Here is a 19,557-nt window from a genome sequence, read left to right as displayed (position 1 = left end):
TGCAGCGCGCTCAGGCCAGCCGCAGGAATTGGCTGAGCAGGGGCAGGTAGTCCCCATAGTTGCCCAGCGCGTGGTCGCCGCCCTCCAGCACCACCTGCTCGGCGTGCGGGTAGCGCCCCACCATCTCGCGCCAATCCAGCACTTCGTCGCCCTTGGCAATGATGGCGAGCTCCGGGGCTGCGGGCGAGCGATCCCGCACGTCCAGGGCCTGCAACTCGCCGATGTACTCGGGCAGAAAGTAAAACCGCTCGGAGGGGTTGTGCCAGGTAGTCTGCTCTCCAATGTAGCGGGCCAGGTCGCGCGCGGGGTCCACGGCGGGGTTGAGCATCACGCTCGGGCAACCCGCGTGCTGGGCCACCCAACTGGCGTAGAACCCGCCCAGCGACGAGCCAACCACGGCCATGGATTCGCGGGGCCAATCGGCAATGCCCCGCGCCACCAGCCCCATGGCGGCCCGGGGTGATGGCGGCAACTGGGGGCGCCAGAAGGTCACGGTGGGGTGGCGCGCTGCCACATGGGCAGCGGTCTGGCGGGCCTTGGCCGATGCGGGCGACGAGCGAAAACCGTGCAGGTACAGCAGGTGTGTGGTGGTCATGGGTCAGAAAGTGATCGGGGCAGGGGAATCACTGCGTTAGCCGGGCTCGCGCGGGCATAAGATGTGGGCTATAGATGCGCCACACTGTGCGGCGCCTTGTTTTGCACCTGCACCATGGCCGATTTTGCCCCGCTTTCCACTGCCAGACGATGGGCGCTCGGATCAGGCGACAAGCCTCCTGCTTCACTGGGGCGTTTTGAGCTGAAGAAACAACTGGGCCGGGGCGCCCAGGCCACCGTGTGGCTGGCGCTGGACCCGCGCCTGCAGCGCGAGGTGGCCATCAAGCTAATGCGTCCCATGCAGGATCAGGATCCGTCCGTGCTGGAGCAGTGGCTGCGCGAGGCGCGCCATGTAGGTCGCCTGGCCCACCCCTGCATCGTGCCGGTGTTCGAGGCCGATGTGCAGGGTTCGCAGCCGTACATCGTGTTCGAGTACGTACCGGGCCACACGCTGGCAGAGCACCTCGCCCAGCAAGGGCGCTGCACGCCGCACGACGCCGTGGCGCTTATGGTGGATGTGCTCGATGGCCTGCACGCCGCCCACCTGGCGGGCATCGTGCACCGTGACCTCAAGCCCTCCAACGTGATGATTGACGCCCAGCGCCACGCGAGGGTAATGGATTTCGGCATGGCGGCACCTGTGCAGTCCGCACCGGACGCCCAGCTTGCAAGCGGCACGCCCGCCTACATGGCCCCTGAGGCGGCCGCCGGTGCTGCGCCCACCCCCGCGATGGACGTGTATTCCGCCGCGCTGGTGCTCATCGAATTGCTGACCGGGCACCCGCTCATTCACCAGAAGGACACCTGGCAGGCGTTGTACCGCATTGCCAACGAAAACCTGGCGCTGCCCGCCGATATGGGGCCCGGCGTGGACGACGGTTTGCGTGCCATTTTGCAGCGCGCCATGGCGCGTGACCCGGCGCAGCGCTATGCCACGGCGGCTGATTTTCGGGATGCACTGCGCGCATGGGCGGCACCGGCCAGTGCACCATCGGCCGCCAGCAACGCCACACTCGACTTTCTGCTGCGGCGCATGCGCCACAAGAGCGACTTTCCGGCCTTGTCGGATTCTGTGGCGCGCATCCAGCGTGTGGCCAATTCGGAAGACGACAGCATCAGTGACCTGACCCACGAGATCCTGAAGGACGTGGCGCTCACTAACAAGCTGCTGCGTCTGGTCAATAGCGTGCATTACGCCCACGCCAGCCGGGGCACCATCAGCACCGTGTCGCGCGCGGTGAGCCTGGTGGGCTTCAATGCAGTGCGGAACATGGCGCTGAGCCTGGTGTTGCTGGACCACATGCAGGACAAGGCCCACGCCAGCCAGATGCGCGAGGAATTTTTGCGCGCCATGATGGCGGGCTCGGTCGCGGCCGAGCTGTGCAGCACCAGCCAGGCGGCAGAAGAGGCCTTCATCGGCGCGATGTTCCAGAACCTGGGGCGCATGCTGTGCGAGTTCTACTTTCCCGAAGAGGCCCGGCAGGTGCGCAGCCTGGTGGCCTCGGGGCGCATGGAGGGCGGCGAAGAGGCTGCCTCTGTACAGGTGCTGGGACTGGGGTTTGAGGACCTGGGCGTGGGGGTGGCGCGTGTCTGGAGCCTGCCCGACACCCTGCAGCGCTGCATGCGCAAGCCGCTGGGCTCGCCCATGCAGCGCGCGCCGGAGCAGGGGGTGGAACGCTTGCGCTGGGCCGCCATGGCCGCTAACGAGGTGGCCAGCACCCTGCTGTTCTGCGAACCCGCCCAGCTGGAGGGGCAGCTGGGCCAGGTGGGCACACGCTACGCACGCACTCTGGCTTTGTCAGCCGAAGCCATTGCCGAAGCCACACTGCGCGCGCGCCATAAGCTGGTGGCGTTGGCCGACGCCCTCGACCTGCGCGTGGCGCCTGACACGCCAGCCGCCCGGCTGCTCAAGCTGCCACCGGCCGCAGGCGCGCAGTCCGCGCCTGACGATGCCCTGGGTGCGCATGAGTTGCGGATCAGTGAGACCAAGCCCCTGCCCGCTGTGCTTGCATCCCAGGCCGGTGGTGCGGTGTCTGTGGCCCAGGTCAACGAGGTGCTGGCTGCGGGCATTCAGGACATCACCAATGCCATGGTCGAGAGCTTTCAGCTCAATGACGTGCTGCGCATGATTCTGGAAACCATGTTCCGCGCGCTGGGGTTTCGGCGCATGGTGTTTTGCCTGCGTGACGCCAAAGCGGAGGCGCTGACCGGTCGTTTTGGCCTGGGCGAGGGCAGCGAGTCTGCGGTGCGCGCCATGAAAATACCGCTCAAAACCCAGGGCGACCTGTTTGCTGCGGTATGCCTGCGTGGCGCCGACACGCTGATCAACGACGCCAACGAGCCTCGCATGCAGGCGCGTTTGCCTGATTGGTACCGCAAGGGGCTCAATGCACCATCTTTCCTGCTGTTGCCTTTGCAGATCAAGGGGCAACCCTTTGCGCTGATCTATGCCGACCAGGCCACTGCGGGGGGCATTGTGGTGGACGACAAGGCGCTGGGGCTGCTGCGAACACTGCGCAACCAGGCTGTGATGGCCTTCCGGCAGGCGGGGTGAGCACCCGGCATCCACCCGATAATCGGGGAATGGCCGTCGTTTTTGAAAAGCCCACGCTCACCCAGCGTCTGGCGCCCCTGTTTCGGGGTTTTGATCTTCCTCTCCTGTTGCTGGTGCTGATGCTGGCCAGCGCGGGGTTGCTGGCCATGTATTCGTCGGGTTATGACCACGGCACGCGGTTTGTGGACCACGGGCGCAACATGCTGATTGCGGGCGCCATCCTGTTCATGGTGGCCCAGGTTCCGCCCCAGAAGATCATGGCCTGCGCCGTGCCGCTGTACCTGACCGGGGTGGCACTGCTGGTGGCTGTGGCGCTGTTTGGCATCACCAAAAAAGGGGCTACGCGCTGGATCAATGTGGGTATCGTCATCCAGCCCAGCGAAATCCTCAAGATCGCCATGCCGCTGATGCTGGCCTGGTGGTTCCAGAAGCGCGAAGGCGCGCTGCGCCCGCTGGACTTTGCGGCGGCGGGCCTGCTGCTGGTTGTCCCGGTCGGCCTGGTCATGAAGCAGCCCGACCTGGGTACCTCGCTGCTGGTGCTGGCGGCGGGGCTCTCCGTGATCTTCTTTGCGGGCCTGTCCTGGAGGCTGATCCTGCCGCCGGTGCTGATCGGCGGTCTGGGCATTGCCACCCTGGTGCTGCTGGGCGACCAGCTGTGCGCGGATGGCGTGCGCTGGGTGGTGCTGCATGACTATCAGCAGCAGCGTATCTGCACCTTGCTGGACCCCACCCGAGACCCGCTCGGCAAGGGTTTTCACATCATCCAGGGCATGATCGCCATTGGCTCGGGTGGCCTGTGGGGCAAGGGCTTCATGGCGGGCACGCAGACCCATCTGGAGTTCATTCCTGAACGCACCACCGACTTCATCTTTGCCGCCTATTCCGAAGAGTTTGGCCTGGCTGGCAACCTGTTCTTGCTGGTGTGTTTTCTGCTGCTGGTCTGGCGGGGGCTGGCCATTGCGGCAGGTGCAAACACCTTGTTTGGCCGCCTCATGGGGGGGGCGGTGTCGATGATTTTCTTCACCTATGCCTTTGTGAACATGGGCATGGTGAGCGGCATTCTTCCGGTGGTGGGCGTCCCCTTGCCTTTCATCAGCTACGGCGGCACCGCCATGGTCACTCTGGGGTTGGCGCTGGGCATCCTGATGTCGGTGGCTCGATCCCAGAAGCAGGAAACCAAAGACCCTCTCCCTGCTGCGCTGTAGGGCCTTGTGGGCGTGGTTGCCTGCAGCACGCCCTCGGGGTACAAACCGGCTGGCCAACCGTGTTTTGGCCGCTCAGCATCCGGAGGGTTTTCCCATGGCGGCGAAGTTCGAGCTCAAGAAGTCGAAAAACGACAAATTTGTCTTCAACCTGCTGGCCGCCAACGGTCAGGTCATCCTGACCAGCGAGATGTACGAGTCTCGCGCCAGCGCGCTGGGTGGTATCGAGGCGGTGCGCAAGAATGCCCCGAACGACGGCCGTTTTGGCCGGCTCAGCGCCAAGAACGGCGCGCCGTATTTCACCCTCAAGGCAGGCAATGGACAGGTGATTGGCCAAAGCCAGATGTACTCCGGCGCCAAGGCCCGGGATGCGGGCATCGAGTCGGTGCAGGCCCACGCGGCACAGGCAGGGCTGGATGACCAGACGGCTGCCTGAAGCTGCGAAGCGGACTTGAGGCGCAGGAGGCGCATAGGGGCATGTGGGGCCATCCCGGGCAAGGGCTGGTCACGCGCCTAAAATGCCTTGATGACTTCCCGCTCTACCACTGCCGCGCCCCAGCGTGCGGCCACCAGCCAGCGCATTGATGTTGCCCGTGAACTGCTGCTGACCCCCTTCGGCCTGGATGAAAGCCATTTGGCCCGGGCCCTGGCCGAGATCCGTACCCACCAGGTGGACGATGCGGACCTGTACTTCCAGTACACCCGCAGCGAAGGCTGGAGCCTGGAAGAAGGTATCGTCAAAACGGGTTCTTTCAGCATTGACCAGGGTGTGGGTGTGCGCGCTGTGAGCGGCGAGAAAACGGCCTTTGCCTACTCTGACGACATCTCGGAGTCCTCGCTGCTGGATGCTGCACGTACTGTGCGGTCTATTTCGTCCGCTGCACAGGCGGGTAAAGCACGGGTAGCTCCCAAAAAAGTAGCGGCAGGCCGCAGTCTGTACCCAGGCGTGGATCCGATTGCTTCGCTGGACAGCACCGCGAAGGTGGCGTTGCTGGAGCGCCTGGAGCAGCGCGCCCGCGCCAAGGACCCGCGCGTGGCGCAGGTCATGGCAGGGCTTGCCAGCGAATACGACGTGGTGCTCGTGGCGCGTGCCGATGGCACCCTGGCGGCCGATGTGCGGCCGCTGGTACGCCTGTCGGTCACGGTGATCGCCGAGCAGAACGGCCGCCGCGAGATGGGCTCGGCCGGTGGTGGTGGCCGTTTTGGCCTGGCCTATTTCGACGATGAGCAGATGGGCAAGTATGTCGATGAGGCGGTGAATGCGGCACTGGTGAACCTGGAGTCGCGCCCAGCCCCTGCTGGCGAGATGACCGTGGTGCTGGGCTCGGGCTGGCCCGGCATCCTGCTGCACGAGGCGATTGGCCACGGGCTGGAAGGTGACTTCAACCGCAAGGGTTCGAGCGCATTCAGCGGACGCATCGGCCAGCGCGTGGCGGCCAAGGGGGTCACGGTGCTGGACGACGGCACCATTGCCGACCGCCGCGGATCGCTCAACGTGGACGATGAAGGCCACGCCAGCCAGCGCAACGTGCTGATCGAGGACGGCATCCTCAAGGGCTACATCCAGGACTCGCTGAACGCGCGCCTGATGGGCGTCGCGCCCACCGGCAACGGCCGTCGCGAGAGCTACGCCCATATCCCCATGCCGCGCATGACCAACACCTACATGCTGGGTGGCGACAAGGACCCGCAGGAGATCATCGCCAGCATCAAGAAGGGCCTGTACGCCAGCAACTTTGGTGGCGGGCAGGTGGACATCACTTCGGGCAAGTTTGTGTTCTCGGCCAGCGAAGCCTACTGGGTGGAAAACGGCAAGATCCAATATCCCGTGAAGGGCGCCACCATCATTGGCAGCGGCCCCGAGTCGCTCAAGAAGGTGACCATGATCGGCAACGACATGCGCCTTGATAGCGGCGTGGGCACCTGTGGCAAGGAAGGCCAGAGCGTGCCAGTGGGTGTGGGGCAACCTACGCTGCGCATTGAAGGCCTGACGGTGGGCGGTACGGCCTGAGGGTTGCGTTATCAGCCCTGTTGGCTGAGCTGGCGTGGGTGCGTGACTTCGCGTTTTCACCCGCTTTTCAGGGCTTGTACTGCGCGTTGGCCGGCGCACAATGGGTGACACCATGCCTGCCACGCGCCCCAGTCAATTGCTGACGCTCCAGTCGTTTGGAGACATCAGCCGCTTTTTGCGCGAGGGCGTTGCCGATGAGGACTCGCGCCAGCTGCGCGACAGCCTTGGTGCGTTGTCCTCGCAGATCGACGAGGCAGTTCGCATCCGCCGCACCAGCACGGACACCACCGAGATCACGCGCCGCGTGGTGACCTTGTCGCACAGTGCGCGCGAACACCAGCTGTTTTTGACTGGCCTGGGTTCAGCGTGGCATGCGCTGTACGAGTTTGGCGCCTACCAGCGTGCGCTGCGGGAGCTGCGCAACGCCATTGCAGACTGGCAATTGATGCTGGAGCGGCGCAGCACCAAGGAGAGCGCCAGCTTTGATCAGTTTGAGCTTCTGGCTTGGCGCACGTTGGGCGAGGCGTTGCTGCTCATCGACATGTACGAGCACCAGAGCGACCCGGCGAGCGACCTGCAGGATGTGCAGCCGCTACGCAAGCCCTCGGCATTGCAACGCGTGCGTGCCTGGTTTCGGGGTGGACGCCGATGAATCGTCCCGGTCCGATGCGTGCTGGGCGGATGCGTGTCGTGCATTTGCAACAACCCTGGGGGCTGAACCTCCGCACTCCTGTGCTACATTGATTGCCATGCAAGTTCGCAGCGCGTTTTACTTTTGGTTTTTTATCTCGGTCCCCGGCGGATGAGAGGAAAACGCGCAAGCACACACAACCTCCCCATACCAACCGCCGACGCTGCAAAGCCCGGCGGTTTTTGTTTTTCAGCCCTCCCGTTTTTCCATCCACTCCAACCGACTCCACGAGGAAGCAACCATGACGGCCACTACCAATCCCACCAGCGATGCCTGGTACCGCAGCGTCGAAAAAACCAGCCAGACCGACGACGAACGTATCAAGGACATCACCGTGTTGCCTCCTCCCGAGCATCTGATCCGCTTCTTCCCGATCGGCGGCACGCCGGTCGAGACGCTGATCACCCAGACCCGCAAGAACATCCACAACATCATGACTGGCAAGGATGATCGCTTGCTGGTGGTGATTGGCCCTTGTTCTATCCACGACCCCGCCGCCGCTGTCGAGTACGCCCGTCGCCTGATGGCCGTGCGCACCCAGTACGCCGACACGCTGGAAATCGTGATGCGTGTGTACTTCGAAAAGCCACGTACCACCGTGGGCTGGAAGGGGCTCATCAATGACCCCTACTTGGACGAGAGCTACCGCATCGACGAAGGCCTGCGCATTGCACGCCAACTGCTCATCGAGATCAATCGCCTGGGCATGCCCGCCGGCAGCGAGTTCCTCGACGTGATCTCGCCCCAGTACATCGGCGACCTCATCAGCTGGGGCGCGATTGGTGCCCGCACCACCGAAAGCCAGGTACATCGCGAGCTGGCCTCTGGCATCTCGGCGCCCATTGGCTTCAAGAACGGCACGGACGGCAACATCCGCATTGCCACCGACGCCATCCAGTCGGCCAGCCGGGGCCACCATTTCCTGTCGGTGCACAAGAATGGCCAGGTCGCCATCGTCAACACCAAGGGCAACAAAGACTGCCACGTGATCCTGCGCGGCGGCAAGATGCCCAACTACGACGCCGCCAGCGTGGCCGCTGCCTGCAAGGACCTCGAAGCCGCCAAGTTGCCCGCCACACTGATGGTGGACTGCAGCCACGCCAACAGCAGCAAGCAGCACGAAAAGCAGCTCGATGTGGCCCGCGATGTCGCTGTGCAGGTGGCTGGCGGTTCGCGCAGCGTGTTCGGCCTGATGATCGAAAGCCACCTGACGGCAGGTGCGCAAAAGTTCACGCCCGGCAAGGACGACCCCTTGGCACTCGAATATGGCAAGAGCATCACCGACGCCTGCCTGGGCTGGGACGCCTCGCTCCAAGCGCTGGCCGAGCTGTCGGACGCCGTGAAGGCGCGTCGTGCCCGCTGAGCGCTGGGTCGATCGGAGGGTCTAAACTTGTAACCTGCGCCTCTCGCTGCACATCATGTGCAGCTGCAAGCCTGAGTTACCGCAAAAAACGCAGAAAGGCGATTCATCATGCACAGCGAAGTGTCGGTCAAACTGGCCGCAGACCAAGAATACCGTTTTACCCTGGAGGGCGCCGAGCCCATGGCCCACGAGGCCGGGCGGCGCTGGCTCGACGACCAGTTCATCGCGCTGGACTGCGAGCCTCTGCGTGCCAGTGGCAAGGTGCTGCTGGCCGACAAGGTGCTGACGGTGGCCCGTGCTGCCGGTACTGCGCTGATGCAGGATCCGGTATGGTCCCGCGACTTTGCGCGCGCCACCAGTGCCGCCCTTGCCAAGCCCATCGTGCGGGTGGATGTGCCGGGCATGGCGGTCACGTTCTGACCGCCATTCAATAGAAATCGACTGCTGGTGCTAGTGAAATATGCGCTGACAGCTATTATTTTTGCAGTGCTTGCAGCAGCTTGGCATGGATGCCGCCAAAGCCGCCATTGCTCATGCACACTACATGGTCGCCCGGGCGCGCGGCCTGGGTGACCTGGGCCACCAGCGTATCGATGTCCGGGGCTGTCTGGGCCCTCTGGCCGGGGCCGACGCCCAGCGGTGCCAGCGCCTGCGCAGCATCCCAGTCCAGCCCCGCCGTGTGGCAAAAAGCCAGGTCGGCGGGCTCCAGCGCCCAGGGCAGCTGGCTTTTCATCGCGCCCAGCTTCATGGTGTTGCTGCGGGGTTCGAAAACCGCCAGGATGCGTGCTGAGGCGCCCAGGCTGCGCCGCAGGCCGTCCAGGGTGGTGCGCAATGCGGTGGGGTGGTGGGCAAAGTCGTCGTACACGGCCACGCCGCCCACCATGCCACGCAGCTCCATGCGCCGCTTGACGTTCTGAAAACTGCCCAAGGCTGCGGCGGCCTGCCCGGGCGCAACGCCCACGTGGTGGGCCGCTGCCATGGCGGCCAGCGCATTGAGCTGGTTGTGCACGCCGGTCAGCGTCCATTCCACGCGCGCCACGGTTTGCCCCTGGTGCACCACATCAAAGGCCTGCGGGTCGCCCACGGCGTGAAAGTCGCTGACTGCGGCGCCAAAGCTGGTCACTTCGCTCCAGCAGCCGGTGTGCAGCACGCGTACCAGGCTGTCTTCCAGGCCATTGACCACTACGCGCCCCGACGGCGGCACAGTGCGCACCAGATGGTGGAACTGACGCTCAATGGCGGCGAGGTCGTCAAAGATGTCCGCGTGGTCGAACTCCAGGTTGTTCAGCACCGCGGTGCGCGGCCGGTAGTGCACGAATTTGCTGCGTTTGTCGAAAAAGGCGGTGTCGTATTCGTCGGCCTCGATCACAAACAGTGGCGCTGCTCCCTGGGGCGCGGTGGTGGGGGCTGGGCGCCTCGGTGTCCCCAGGCGTGCGGACACACCAAAGTTCAATGGCACCCCGCCGATCAGAAAGCCGGGTTGTTGTCCCGCGGACTCGAGAATCCACGCCAGCATCGACGTGGTCGTGGTCTTGCCATGGGTGCCCGCCACTGCCAGCACATGGCGACCCTGCAGTACATGCTCGGCCAGCCATTGGGGGCCGCTGGTGTAGGGCAGTCCCGCGTCCAGAATGGCTTCCATGAGCGGAAACTTGGGGGAGCCGTCGGCTAGCCGTACCCGGCTGACAACATTGCCCACCACGAACATGTCGGGCTGGAGCGCGAGCTGGTCGGCCCCAAAGCCCTCGATCAGGTCGATGCCCAATGCGCGGAGCTGGTCGCTCATGGGCGGATAGACCCCAGCGTCGCAGCCCGTCACCTTGTGGCCCGCCTCGCGCGCCAAGGCTGCCAGGCCTCCCATGAACGTGCCGCAGATGCCCAGTATGTGTATATGCATGGGCGCAGATTCTAAAGCCGGGGTCCCGTGTACCGTTCAAGGCTAAAGTGGCAGCTGGCGCCGGTTCCATCTGCCTGAGATGCTCTCAAAACAATAGTCTTTCAGGTCAACGGGTGTTGGGGTCGCTGGGGGGGCTGGGGTTATCACCCGCAGTGTCACGGCTTCACGCCACAATGCGGGTTCATTTGTTGCCCCTGTCTGCCATGCACACACCTTTGAGCGAAGAAATCGCCCACACCACGGCCCGCCTGGTAGTGGAAGAGGGCCTGGAATGGGGCCCTGCCAAGCGCCGTGCGCTGCGGCAGATGGGTCTGCCAGCCCGTACCCCGCTGCCGGACAACGATCTGGTGGAAGAGGCTGTGCGCGAGTACATCCAGCTCTTTTGTGCCGACACTCAGCCGCGCGAGCTGCAGGCTTTGCGCCAACTGGCCCTGGTGTGGATGGAGCGCATGGCGGCTTTCCGGCCGTATCTGGCGGGTGCGGTCTGGCACGGCACGGCCACACGCCTGTCGGACATTTACCTGCAGTTGTTCTGCGATGACCCCAAATCGGCAGAGATTGCGCTGATCGATCATCATGTTGACTACGAACCCCGCACGGTTACAGGATTTCATGGCGAATCGGTAGAGGCCCTGAGCCTGGGCAGCAAATCGCCCGAACTCAATGAAATGATTGGTGTGCACCTGCTGATCTACGATCTTGACGATCTGCGGGGCGCTCTCAAACCTGATACCAAAGGCCGCACTCCGCGCGGTGACATAACGGCAGTGCGCCGCTTGATCCAGGAAACCACGACCCCATGACCCAGCCTGCTGAATCTCCCGAACCTGTGACTCCTGGCGCCGTCCCGCCCACTGCTGCGCGCAGGCGGTTTTTGTATGCCGGGGTGGCAGGCGCTGCCGCTTTGGGGGGCGCGGGTTTGGCATGGTGGAAGTTCCAGCCCCATGCCGTGGAGCCGGGGGCTGAGCAGGCGCTCTGGGGTCTGGAATTTGACACCCCCACCGGGGGTACCTTGGCCATGAAGTCATTGGCGGGCAAGCCTTTGCTGCTCAACTTTTGGGCCACTTGGTGCCCGCCTTGTGTGGAGGAGTTGCCCATGCTCAACGCCTTCTATCGCGAACAATCCGCCAAAGGTTGGCAAGTGCTGGGTTTGGCCATTGACCAACCTTCGGCGGTGCGCAAGTTTCTGACGCGCATTCCACTGGACTTCCCGGTAGGACTGGCCGGTTTGGGCGGCACGGACCTGGGGCGATCGCTGGGCAACCTGACCGGAGGCCTGCCGTTCACCGTGGTCCTTGGTGGGGAGGGGAAGGTGCTACATCGTAAAATGGGGCAGGTGACCGCCCAGGACTTGCAGCTTTGGGCGGGTTTGGGCTGAGGGTTCGTGCCGATTAAGCAGTCGCCTTCTGGGGGCTTTGGAGCGCGCCCTTCTCTCCGTGAGGTGGCACTTTTCTATGTTGAAGTTCATGAAAAATGCGCGTGGAAGACTGCGATAGGGTGAAATTGGAGTAAATTCGCGCCCTATTCAGTTTTATAGCCGTTGGAGCTTCCATGGATCTGCGAAAACTCAAAACCCTCATCGATCTCGTGTCCGAGTCGAACGTGTCCGAACTCGAAATCACCGAGGCCGAGGGCAAAGTCCGCATCGTCAAGAGCGGTGGTGCTGTGGTTCAGCAGTATGTGCCCGCCCCGGTTGCAGCCCCTGCCGCTGCGCCTGCTGCCGCGCCCGTGGCGGAATTGCCCGCCCCCCCCGCAGCCGCAGCACCTACCGGCCACATCGTCAAGTCGCCCATGGTGGGCACCTTCTACCGCTCGTCCAGCCCTGGCGCCAAGGCTTTTGTCGAGGTGGGCAGCCAGGTCAAGGAAGGCGAGACCATCTGCATCATCGAGGCCATGAAGATCCTCAACGAGATCGAAGCCGACAAGTCGGGCACCGTCACCCGCATCCTGGGCGAGAACGGCCAAGCCGTGGAATACGGACAGCCGCTGTTCGTCATCGAATAAGGCGCTCATGTTCAAGAAGATTCTTGTTGCGAATCGCGGAGAGATCGCTCTCCGTATCCAGCGCGCCTGTCATGAGCTGGGCGTAAAGGCCGTCATGGTCTATTCCGAGGCTGACCGCGACGCCAAGTATGTCAAGCTGGCCGAAGAGGCCGTTTGCATCGGCCCCGCGCCCTCGCCGCTGTCCTACCTCAACATGCCGGCCATCATCTCGGCCGCCGAAGTCACCGACGCCGAAGCCATTCACCCCGGCTATGGTTTTCTGTCGGAGAACGCCGACTTTGCCGAGCGCGTGGAAAAGAGTGGCTTCCAGTTCATCGGCCCCACGCCCGAGTCGATCCGCATCATGGGCGACAAGGTCTCGGCTAAGCAAGCCATGATCCGTGCGGGAGTGCCCTGCGTGCCTGGCTCTGAGGGCGAGTTGCCCGACGATCCAGTGCAGATCCGCCGCATCGCCAAGGCCGTGGGCTACCCCGTGATCATCAAGGCCGCAGGTGGTGGCGGTGGCCGTGGCATGCGCGTGGTGCACACAGAGGCTGCGCTGGTCAACGCCGTGCAGATGACCAAGGCAGAGGCGGGTGCCGCGTTTGGCAATCCTGCGGTGTACATGGAGAAGTTCCTCCAGAACCCACGCCACATCGAGATCCAGATCCTGGCCGATAAGCACCGCAATGCGGTGTATTTGGGCGAGCGCGATTGCTCCATGCAGCGCCGCCACCAGAAGGTGATTGAAGAGGCGCCGGCCCCTGGCATCCCTCGCAAGCTGATCGAGAAGATTGGTGAGCGTTGCGTGGCGGCCTGCAAGAAGATCGGCTACCGTGGAGCGGGCACGTTCGAGTTCCTCTACGAGAACGGCGAGTTCTACTTCATCGAGATGAACACCCGCGTGCAGGTGGAGCACCCCGTGACCGAGTGGATCACTGGCGTGGACATCGTGAAGACGCAGATCATGGTCGCGGCAGGAGAGAAGCTGCCATTCACCCAGCGCCAGATCGAGATCCGGGGCCATGCCATCGAGTGCCGGATCAACGCCGAAGACCCCTACAAGTTCATCCCGTCGCCTGGGCGCATCACCACATGGCATCCACCAGGCGGCCCTGGCGTGCGCGTGGACTCGCATGCGTACACCAACTACTTCGTGCCGCCCAACTACGACTCGATGATCGGCAAGATCATCGTGCACGGCGACACGCGCGAACAGGCCCTGGCCCGCATGCGCACGGCACTGTCCGAAACGGTGATCGAAGGCATCAACACCAACGTGCCCCTGCACCGCGAGCTGATGGTGGACGCCAAGTTCATGGCCGGCGGCACCAACATCCATTATCTGGAAGAGTGGCTGTCGCAGCACAAACGCTGAGCTGGCACACCGCAGGTCATTCACATGCTGGCTCCTGGCAACGGGTGCCAGCATTTCACTTTTTCTGAGAGACGCCTATGTTTGAGCTGAGTCTGATGTGTCCCGAGGACGGGATAGAGGCGGTCAGCGATGCGCTGGACGCGCTGGATGCGCTCTCCGTGTCGGTGGAAGACGCCGACGCCCAGACCGACGCTGAACAGGCGCTGTTTGGCGAGCCTGGCATGCCCCCGCCCAAGGATGGCTGGCAACGCAGCCGCGTGGTCGCTTTGTTTCCGTCCGAGGTGGCGGCCCGCGAAGCACAGCAGTTGCTGGTCGTTCAGGATTTTTTTGTTGGCTGCCAGGTGCTGGGGATTGCCCACGTGCCCGAGCAGGACTGGGTGCGGCTCACGCAATCGCAATTTGCGCCCGTGGACATCACACCGGATTTTTGGATCGTTCCTACCTGGCACGAGCTCCCGGCCGAGGCAAAGCGCAGCATCCGGCTGGATCCGGGCCTGGCGTTTGGCACCGGCACCCACCCCACGACGCGCATGTGTCTGCGCTGGATTGCGCGCCATGGCGCTACGCAACCTGAGCAGGGCAATCTGCTGGGGCGGGTGCTGGATTACGGATGTGGGTCTGGCATCCTCGCCATCGGTGCCGCCAAGTTCGGTGCCACGGACATTGATGCGGTGGATATCGACCCGGCGGCAGTGGAGTCCACGTTGCAAAATGCCCAGGCGAACCAAGTCACGCTGAGAGCGGGCCTGCCTGACAAGGCGCAAGGCGAGTACCAGACCGTGCTGGCCAATATCCTGGCGACTCCATTGCGTGTGTTGGCCCCGTTGTTGTGCAGCTATGTGGCCGCAGGCGGAAACCTGGTGTTGGCAGGCATCCTGGAGCGCCAGGCGGATGAGCTCAAGGAGGCTTACGCCCCCTGGCTTCCGTTGGAAGTAGCGGATGCGGAAGACGGTTGGATCCTGATGACCGCGCATCGCTGAGCGTGCTCGAGCGCAGCCCTGGCGGCCGTGGCATGGCCTCTACAATCTATTGCTGATGAGCCAGATCACTCGCTGCCCGTCCTGCGCCACCACCTTCAAGGTCGTGGCGGACCAATTGCGCATCTCGGAAGGATGGGTGCGCTGCGGCCAATGCAAGGAGGTATTCGATGCCTCGGCCCATTTGCTGCCTGTGGCGCCGGCGGCGTTGCTGCCCGATGTATCGCTCACGGACCTGCGTGCGCCCACCGCACCGGCAGCGCGCAAGCCGGACGCACTGGGGGCCTGGGGTGGAGGCAAGTCGTCCCCCGTCGCTCCGCCTGCCCCACAGGATGTTGTCAAGGCAGACGCTCCCACCATCCGCAGTGCTTCAGATGTCGCCACCGAGGTCGCTGCCACCCTCGCCGGTGACGCGCATCCGTACGGCATGGTCAGTGATGCACCTGCTGCTCCGGTCCTCGATATCCCCAGTCCTGCGGTACCTGCTTTTCTTACCGCCGCAGCCTGCACTGAAACATCTTCGGATGTCTTGGGCGAGGAGGTTGCCGCACCCTTTGCATGGAGAGCCCACAGTGCGCCACGGACTGCGCCTGCGGTGGATGCTGGGGCATCGCCATCCGTTACGGCGCCCTCGGATGCGCCAGAGTCGGTAGTGATATCGGACACAGCGCCCCGCACGGGTGCTCCATCTCCAGCCGTTCATGTGACCGGGCAAGGGCATTCCGCTGTCACGACGCAATCAGGAGCTGCGGCGCAGGATGTCGCCAAGGGATCTGGCGGTTTCGTTGGTGGAGCTGTGCCAATGGTTCCCGCCCCCCTCAGCCCGGCAGGCTATGAACTGCCTTTTGCAGAACTTCGCGATTCCGAGGCAGAGCTGAATGCATCCATGGATGTAGATGCCACAGGGGGCGCGAGCCACTCCGCAGAGCTTGCGCAGCCCCCGGTAGCGTCTGTTGCTTTCGCTCCGTCATCCGATGCCAGTGCCGGTGCCGGACTCTCAGGCGATGCACAGAAACCTGCTCCTGTACCTGTTGCTGGGCCCACCACTCCAGCCGCCACGTTGCCCTCTGTGGACTTTGTGTCCAAGGCGGTTGTGCCGGAGGCTCCGGCTATGGAGTTGGTGAAGGACGATTCGTATGCCGCCATCCTGCAGGCACGCCCTGGACACGTTGTCGATGACGACGATGAGACCGACGCCCAGGAGTCAGACCCCGAGGTCAGTTTTGTGGTGGCAGCCCGCCGCAAGGCGTTCTGGCGCAAGCCGGTGGTGCGGATGGTCTTGGGGCTGGTGTTCGTTGTCTCGCTGTTAGGGCTGGCTTTGCAGATTGCGGTGCAGGAGCGCGACCGCATTGCAGCCCTGGACGTGCGCACCCGGCCCTGGCTGGCGAAACTGTGCGAGCCTTTGCACTGCGAACTTGCACCGGTACGCCAGATTGCCGATGTGGTCATCGACAGTTCTTCCTTCAACAAAGCCCGGGGTGACAGTTACCAGCTGGCGCTGACGATGAAGAGCACCGCCACCATCCCGCTGGCCATGCCTGCGGTGGAGCTGACCCTGACCGATGCGCAGGACCAGCCTGTGTTGCGGCGGGTTCTGTTGCCTACTGACATGGCGGCTCCGGTGGAGCTGCCAGCCAAAGGCGAGTGGGGCACCTCTGTGTCGGTGCTTGTGACCACGGGCGGTGCGCGCGTAGCGGGCTACCGGTTGCTTGCGTTCTATCCCTGATTTTCCTCCCAACAACTTACCGAGCTTCACTATCTATGGCCGCCCTCATTTGTGGTTCCCTGGCGTTCGACACCATCATGACTTTCGAGGGGCGTTTTGCAGAGCAGATCCTGCCGGACCAGCTCCACATCCTGAATGTGTCCTTCCTTGTCCCGTCGTTGCGCCGCGACTTTGGGGGGTGTGCCGGAAACATTGCTTACAGCCTCAAGCTGCTGGGTGGGGAGCCGTTGCCCATGGCCATGTTGGGCAGTGACGGTGCTGACTATCTGCAGCGACTGCAGTCGCTAGGTATCAGCGCCCGACACGTCGGGCAGGTGCAGGACACCTACACCGCGCAGGCCATGATCATGACGGACCGTGACAACAACCAGATCACGGCCTTTCACCCTGGCGCAATGATGCAGGCCCATGCCAACCGTGTGAGTCCGGACGGCCGTGTCAGCGTGGGGATGATTGCGCCTGACGGGCGTGATGCAATGCTGGAGCATGCGGCCCAGTTCGTTGCGGCGGGCATCCCGTTTGTGTTTGACCCTGGCCAGGGTTTGCCCATGTTCAACGGGCAGGAGCTGGCGCAGTTCATCGACCAGGCCACCTGGGTTACCGTCAATGACTATGAGGGAAAAATGCTCTGTGACCGAACAGGTTGGTCGTTGGCTGATATCTCTCGCAAGGTGCAGGGCCTGGTGGTGACGCTGGGCGCCGAAGGCTGTGAGGTCTGGGTGGATGGCGAGAAAACCCATGTGCCACCCGTTAAACCTGTAGCAGTGGTAGACCCCACGGGTTGCGGCGATGCCTGGCGCGGCGCGCTGCTGTTTGGTCTGGAAAAAGGCTGGCCCCTCGTGCGTTGTGCCGAGCTGGGCAACCGGGTTGGTGCGCTCAAGATTGCGCAGCGGGGCCCGCAGAACTACACACTCGATTTTGACCCACTGGGATAGGTCCGTCAGGATGTGTGACGCAGCGTGGCGCTGCGCTGCACGGTGTGATCGCTGTGAGCCTTTTTGGGGTGCACACACTGGGGGTATAGGCGAAAAAAAACCCGGTGCGCGAGCACCGGGTTGAGCGCGTGGCGCGCCAGGATCAGGGCTTGTTGCCCGTAGGGAAAGGCCAGGCTGCCTGAGGGTTCAGCGTGGTTTGTGCTGCAGGGGCAGCGGCCGCAGGGGCAGGCGCCTTGGGGGCCTTCTTGGCCGGGGCAGCTTTCTTTGCGGGGGCTGCCTTGGCAGGTGCTGCGGCCTTCTTGGCTACTGCGGCCTTCTTGGCGGGAGCGGCTTTCTTTGCCGGTGCTGCTGCCTTCTTGGCGGGTGCAGCCTTCTTCGCAGCTACGGCCTTCTTGGCAGGAGCGGCTTTCTTTGCCGGTGCTGCTGCCTTCTTGGCAGGTGCAGCCTTCTTCGCAGCTACGGCCTTCTTGGCGGGAGCGGCTTTCTTTGCCGGTGCTGCTGCCTTTTTGGCAGGTGCAGCCTTCTTTGCAGCTACGGCCTTCTTGGCGGGAGCGGCTTTCTTTGCCGGTGCTGCTGCCTTCTTGGCAGGTGCAGCCTTCTTAGCAGCTACGGCCTTCTTAGCAGGAGCGGCTTTCTTTGCCGGTGCTGCTGCCTTCTTGGCAGGTGCAGCCTTCTTCGCGGCTACGGGTTTGGCCGTTGCAGCCTTCTTCGCGGGAGCAGCCTTTTTAGCGGCCGGTTTTTTCGCAGTTGCCATCATGTTCTCCTTGGGTCAATTTGCAAAGAGCACTTCCTGTCTGCAGTGGACAGAAAGCGATCCATGGAGATGGATGAAAACTCCATCTCCATGAACACGGGAACGCCCCGCAGGGCAGCGCTCTGCCGCGCTGTCGGTGCTGGGCGTGGTGTAAAAATCCATGGTGGTGTGGCCTGCAAAAAAGGCGCTAGTCCCAGGACAGCGCACCACCGGACTGGTATTCAATAACCCGGGTCTCGAAGAAATTGCGTTCCTTCTTGAGATCGATCATCTCGCTCATCCATGGGAACGGATTCTCTTCATTGGGGAACAACGTCTCCAGCCCGATCTGCGTGGCGCGGCGGTTGGCGATGTAGCGCAGGTAGCCCTTGAACATGGAGGCATTCATGCCCAGCACGCCACGGGGCATGGTGTCTTCAGCGTAGCGGTATTCCAACTCCACGGCCTTGAGGAACAGTGCCTTGATCTCGGCCTTGAACTCTGCGGTCCAGAGGTGAGGGTTTTCGAGCTTGAGCTGATTGATCAGGTCGATCCCGAAGTTGCAATGCATTGACTCGTCGCGCAAGATGTACTGGTACTGCTCGGCGGCGCCCGTCATCTTGTTCTGGCGACCCAACGCCAGGATTTGCGTGAAGCCAACGTAGAAGAACAGGCCTTCCATCAGGCACGCGAAAACGATCAGCGACTTGAGCAGGGTCTGGTCGGTCTCGGGGGTACCCGTTTTGAAAGACGGATCCATGATCGCTTCGATGAAGGGAATCAGGAACTCGTCCTTGTCGCGGATCGACTGGACTTCGTTGTAGGCGTTGAAGATCTCGCTCTCATCCAGGCCCAGCGATTCCACGATGTACTGGTAGGCATGGGTGTGGATCGCCTCTTCGAACGCCTGGCGCAGCAGGAACTGACGGCATTCAGGTGCCGTGATGTGGCGGTAGGTGCCCAACACGATATTGTTGGCAGCCAACGAATCGGCGGTGACGAAGAAGCCCAGGTTGCGCTTAATGATGCGGCGCTCGTCTTCGGTCAGTCCGTTGGGATCTTTCCACAACGCGATGTCGCGCGTCATGTTCACCTCTTGGGGCATCCAGTGGTTGGCGCAAGTGGCGAGATACTTTTCCCACGCCCACTTGTACTTGAAAGGCACCAATTGGTTGACGTCGGTCTGGCCGTTGATGATGCGCTTGTCGGCTGCATTGACACGGCGGTGTGCAGCGGCGGCGACGGGGGCAGTGGTGGTGCTTGCTGCTGGTGCCGTGGTGCCCACTGGTTGCAGCGAAGGTGTCTGGAAAGGCAGAGGCGGTTGTCCCACCTGGCGGTTGTTGTGCAGACCGCCGTCCAGTTGATTTTGCGATGAGGGCTTGACTTCTTCGTCCCAGGTCAACATAGATTTTCCAGTGTTCGGATTATGAAAGCAGTGCTGCGAAAAGGAAAGCACTGAAGCGTTGTGCAGCAAGGTTTTGTTGCTTCACAGCACCGGAGCAACGCCTCGGGC

The 19,557-nt window shown here is 63.1% G+C and carries 18 protein-coding genes; 14 read left to right on the top strand and 4 right to left on the bottom strand.

Going from position 1 to position 19,557, the window contains the following annotated elements; all coding sequences use genetic code 11:
• Nucleotides 1-10: 10 nt before the first annotated feature.
• A complete protein-coding gene (locus tag ISS20_RS01395) occupies nucleotides 11-595 on the bottom strand; it encodes a YqiA/YcfP family alpha/beta fold hydrolase (protein ID WP_291433008.1) in 585 nt (194 codons plus the stop codon).
• A gap of 114 nt (nucleotides 596-709) precedes the next feature.
• Between ISS20_RS01395 and ISS20_RS01390 the strand changes: the two genes are divergently transcribed.
• The 7 genes from ISS20_RS01390 (at nucleotide 710) to ISS20_RS01360 (ending at nucleotide 8,835) form a co-directional block, all read left to right on the top strand.
• Nucleotides 710-3,148, top strand: coding sequence for a serine/threonine protein kinase (locus tag ISS20_RS01390; RefSeq protein ID WP_291433006.1), 2,439 nt, complete (start codon nucleotides 710-712; stop codon nucleotides 3,146-3,148).
• 29 nt (nucleotides 3,149-3,177) lie between these two features.
• Nucleotides 3,178-4,353, top strand: a complete 1,176-nt coding sequence (rodA, locus tag ISS20_RS01385) for a rod shape-determining protein RodA (protein ID WP_291433004.1) — start codon at nucleotides 3,178-3,180, stop codon at nucleotides 4,351-4,353.
• A gap of 94 nt (nucleotides 4,354-4,447) precedes the next feature.
• Complete coding sequence (locus ISS20_RS01380) at nucleotides 4,448-4,786, top strand: YegP family protein (protein WP_291433003.1); 339 nt, start codon at nucleotides 4,448-4,450, stop codon at nucleotides 4,784-4,786.
• A 90-nt stretch (nucleotides 4,787-4,876) separates the two neighbouring features.
• Entirely contained in the window at nucleotides 4,877-6,361 is a 1,485-nt protein-coding gene (gene tldD / locus ISS20_RS01375; protein ID WP_291433001.1) for a metalloprotease TldD, read from the top strand.
• Nucleotides 6,362-6,473: 112 nt separating this feature from the next.
• Nucleotides 6,474-7,013 (top strand): hypothetical protein, encoded by a 540-nt coding sequence (locus ISS20_RS01370; RefSeq protein ID WP_291432999.1) that lies wholly within the window; start codon nucleotides 6,474-6,476, stop codon nucleotides 7,011-7,013.
• 280 nt (nucleotides 7,014-7,293) lie between these two features.
• Entirely contained in the window at nucleotides 7,294-8,415 is a 1,122-nt protein-coding gene (locus ISS20_RS01365; RefSeq protein WP_291432997.1) for a 3-deoxy-7-phosphoheptulonate synthase, read from the top strand.
• A gap of 108 nt (nucleotides 8,416-8,523) precedes the next feature.
• Nucleotides 8,524-8,835: a hypothetical protein gene (locus tag ISS20_RS01360; RefSeq protein WP_291432995.1), complete on the top strand. Its 312-nt coding sequence runs from the start codon at nucleotides 8,524-8,526 to the stop codon at nucleotides 8,833-8,835.
• A 55-nt stretch (nucleotides 8,836-8,890) separates the two neighbouring features.
• Here ISS20_RS01360 and mpl read toward each other — a convergent pair whose 3' ends face one another.
• Nucleotides 8,891-10,312: a UDP-N-acetylmuramate:L-alanyl-gamma-D-glutamyl-meso-diaminopimelate ligase gene (gene mpl / locus ISS20_RS01355; protein ID WP_291432994.1), complete on the bottom strand. Its 1,422-nt coding sequence runs from the start codon at nucleotides 10,310-10,312 to the stop codon at nucleotides 8,891-8,893.
• A gap of 203 nt (nucleotides 10,313-10,515) precedes the next feature.
• On the opposite strand from mpl, the gene ISS20_RS01350 reads away from it, so the two are divergent.
• From ISS20_RS01350 to ISS20_RS01320, 7 genes are all read left to right on the top strand, one after another.
• The gene (locus ISS20_RS01350; protein WP_291432992.1) at nucleotides 10,516-11,115 is read left to right on the top strand and encodes a hypothetical protein; all 600 of its coding nucleotides are present in this window, start codon (nucleotides 10,516-10,518) and stop codon (nucleotides 11,113-11,115) included.
• A complete protein-coding gene (locus tag ISS20_RS01345) occupies nucleotides 11,112-11,690 on the top strand; it encodes a TlpA disulfide reductase family protein (protein WP_291432990.1) in 579 nt (192 codons plus the stop codon). Before ISS20_RS01350 ends, ISS20_RS01345 begins: the two co-directional genes overlap by 4 nt.
• A gap of 173 nt (nucleotides 11,691-11,863) precedes the next feature.
• Complete coding sequence (gene accB, locus ISS20_RS01340; protein WP_056066347.1) at nucleotides 11,864-12,316, top strand: acetyl-CoA carboxylase biotin carboxyl carrier protein; 453 nt, start codon at nucleotides 11,864-11,866, stop codon at nucleotides 12,314-12,316.
• A gap of 7 nt (nucleotides 12,317-12,323) precedes the next feature.
• A complete protein-coding gene (gene accC, locus ISS20_RS01335; protein ID WP_055395037.1) occupies nucleotides 12,324-13,673 on the top strand; it encodes an acetyl-CoA carboxylase biotin carboxylase subunit in 1,350 nt (449 codons plus the stop codon).
• Between the two features lie 77 nt (nucleotides 13,674-13,750).
• Nucleotides 13,751-14,653 carry a 50S ribosomal protein L11 methyltransferase gene (gene prmA / locus ISS20_RS01330; RefSeq protein WP_291432978.1) on the top strand — a complete coding sequence of 301 codons (903 nt, stop codon included), beginning with the start codon at nucleotides 13,751-13,753 and terminating at the stop codon, nucleotides 14,651-14,653.
• 55 nt (nucleotides 14,654-14,708) lie between these two features.
• Nucleotides 14,709-16,376: a DUF3426 domain-containing protein gene (locus ISS20_RS01325; protein WP_291432976.1), complete on the top strand. Its 1,668-nt coding sequence runs from the start codon at nucleotides 14,709-14,711 to the stop codon at nucleotides 16,374-16,376.
• 35 nt (nucleotides 16,377-16,411) lie between these two features.
• The gene (locus ISS20_RS01320; protein WP_291432974.1) at nucleotides 16,412-17,311 is read left to right on the top strand and encodes a carbohydrate kinase family protein; all 900 of its coding nucleotides are present in this window, start codon (nucleotides 16,412-16,414) and stop codon (nucleotides 17,309-17,311) included.
• Between the two features lie 142 nt (nucleotides 17,312-17,453).
• Here the strand turns inward: ISS20_RS01320 and ISS20_RS01315 are convergent, their stop codons facing one another.
• Both ISS20_RS01315 and ISS20_RS01310 read right to left on the bottom strand, forming a co-directional pair.
• Nucleotides 17,454-18,065, bottom strand: a complete 612-nt coding sequence (locus ISS20_RS01315) for a histone (RefSeq protein ID WP_121942059.1) — start codon at nucleotides 18,063-18,065, stop codon at nucleotides 17,454-17,456.
• A 187-nt stretch (nucleotides 18,066-18,252) separates the two neighbouring features.
• Nucleotides 18,253-19,449: a ribonucleotide-diphosphate reductase subunit beta gene (locus tag ISS20_RS01310; RefSeq protein ID WP_291432970.1), complete on the bottom strand. Its 1,197-nt coding sequence runs from the start codon at nucleotides 19,447-19,449 to the stop codon at nucleotides 18,253-18,255.
• Nucleotides 19,450-19,557: the final 108 nt, after the last annotated feature.

This window comes from Acidovorax sp., assembly GCF_016783915.1.
In the GTDB taxonomy this organism is placed as follows: Bacteria; Pseudomonadota; Gammaproteobacteria; order Burkholderiales; family Burkholderiaceae_C; genus Acidovorax.
Note: the sequence above shows the minus strand (reverse complement) of the source record. Positions and strands in the feature narration are given on the sequence as shown.

Coding starts and splice junctions, on each gene's coding strand:
- ISS20_RS01395 (WP_291433008.1), bottom strand. CDS start 595: ATGACCACCACACACCTGCTGTACCTGCACGGTTTTCGCTCGTCGCCC.
- ISS20_RS01390 (WP_291433006.1), top strand. CDS start 710: ATGGCCGATTTTGCCCCGCTTTCCACTGCCAGACGATGGGCGCTCGGA.
- rodA (WP_291433004.1), top strand. CDS start 3,178: ATGGCCGTCGTTTTTGAAAAGCCCACGCTCACCCAGCGTCTGGCGCCC.
- ISS20_RS01380 (WP_291433003.1), top strand. CDS start 4,448: ATGGCGGCGAAGTTCGAGCTCAAGAAGTCGAAAAACGACAAATTTGTC.
- tldD (WP_291433001.1), top strand. CDS start 4,877: ATGACTTCCCGCTCTACCACTGCCGCGCCCCAGCGTGCGGCCACCAGC.
- ISS20_RS01370 (WP_291432999.1), top strand. CDS start 6,474: ATGCCTGCCACGCGCCCCAGTCAATTGCTGACGCTCCAGTCGTTTGGA.
- ISS20_RS01365 (WP_291432997.1), top strand. CDS start 7,294: ATGACGGCCACTACCAATCCCACCAGCGATGCCTGGTACCGCAGCGTC.
- ISS20_RS01360 (WP_291432995.1), top strand. CDS start 8,524: ATGCACAGCGAAGTGTCGGTCAAACTGGCCGCAGACCAAGAATACCGT.
- mpl (WP_291432994.1), bottom strand. CDS start 10,312: ATGCATATACACATACTGGGCATCTGCGGCACGTTCATGGGAGGCCTG.
- ISS20_RS01350 (WP_291432992.1), top strand. CDS start 10,516: ATGCACACACCTTTGAGCGAAGAAATCGCCCACACCACGGCCCGCCTG.
- ISS20_RS01345 (WP_291432990.1), top strand. CDS start 11,112: ATGACCCAGCCTGCTGAATCTCCCGAACCTGTGACTCCTGGCGCCGTC.
- accB (WP_056066347.1), top strand. CDS start 11,864: ATGGATCTGCGAAAACTCAAAACCCTCATCGATCTCGTGTCCGAGTCG.
- accC (WP_055395037.1), top strand. CDS start 12,324: ATGTTCAAGAAGATTCTTGTTGCGAATCGCGGAGAGATCGCTCTCCGT.
- prmA (WP_291432978.1), top strand. CDS start 13,751: ATGTTTGAGCTGAGTCTGATGTGTCCCGAGGACGGGATAGAGGCGGTC.
- ISS20_RS01325 (WP_291432976.1), top strand. CDS start 14,709: ATGAGCCAGATCACTCGCTGCCCGTCCTGCGCCACCACCTTCAAGGTC.
- ISS20_RS01320 (WP_291432974.1), top strand. CDS start 16,412: ATGGCCGCCCTCATTTGTGGTTCCCTGGCGTTCGACACCATCATGACT.
- ISS20_RS01315 (WP_121942059.1), bottom strand. CDS start 18,065: ATGGCAACTGCGAAAAAACCGGCCGCTAAAAAGGCTGCTCCCGCGAAG.
- ISS20_RS01310 (WP_291432970.1), bottom strand. CDS start 19,449: ATGTTGACCTGGGACGAAGAAGTCAAGCCCTCATCGCAAAATCAACTG.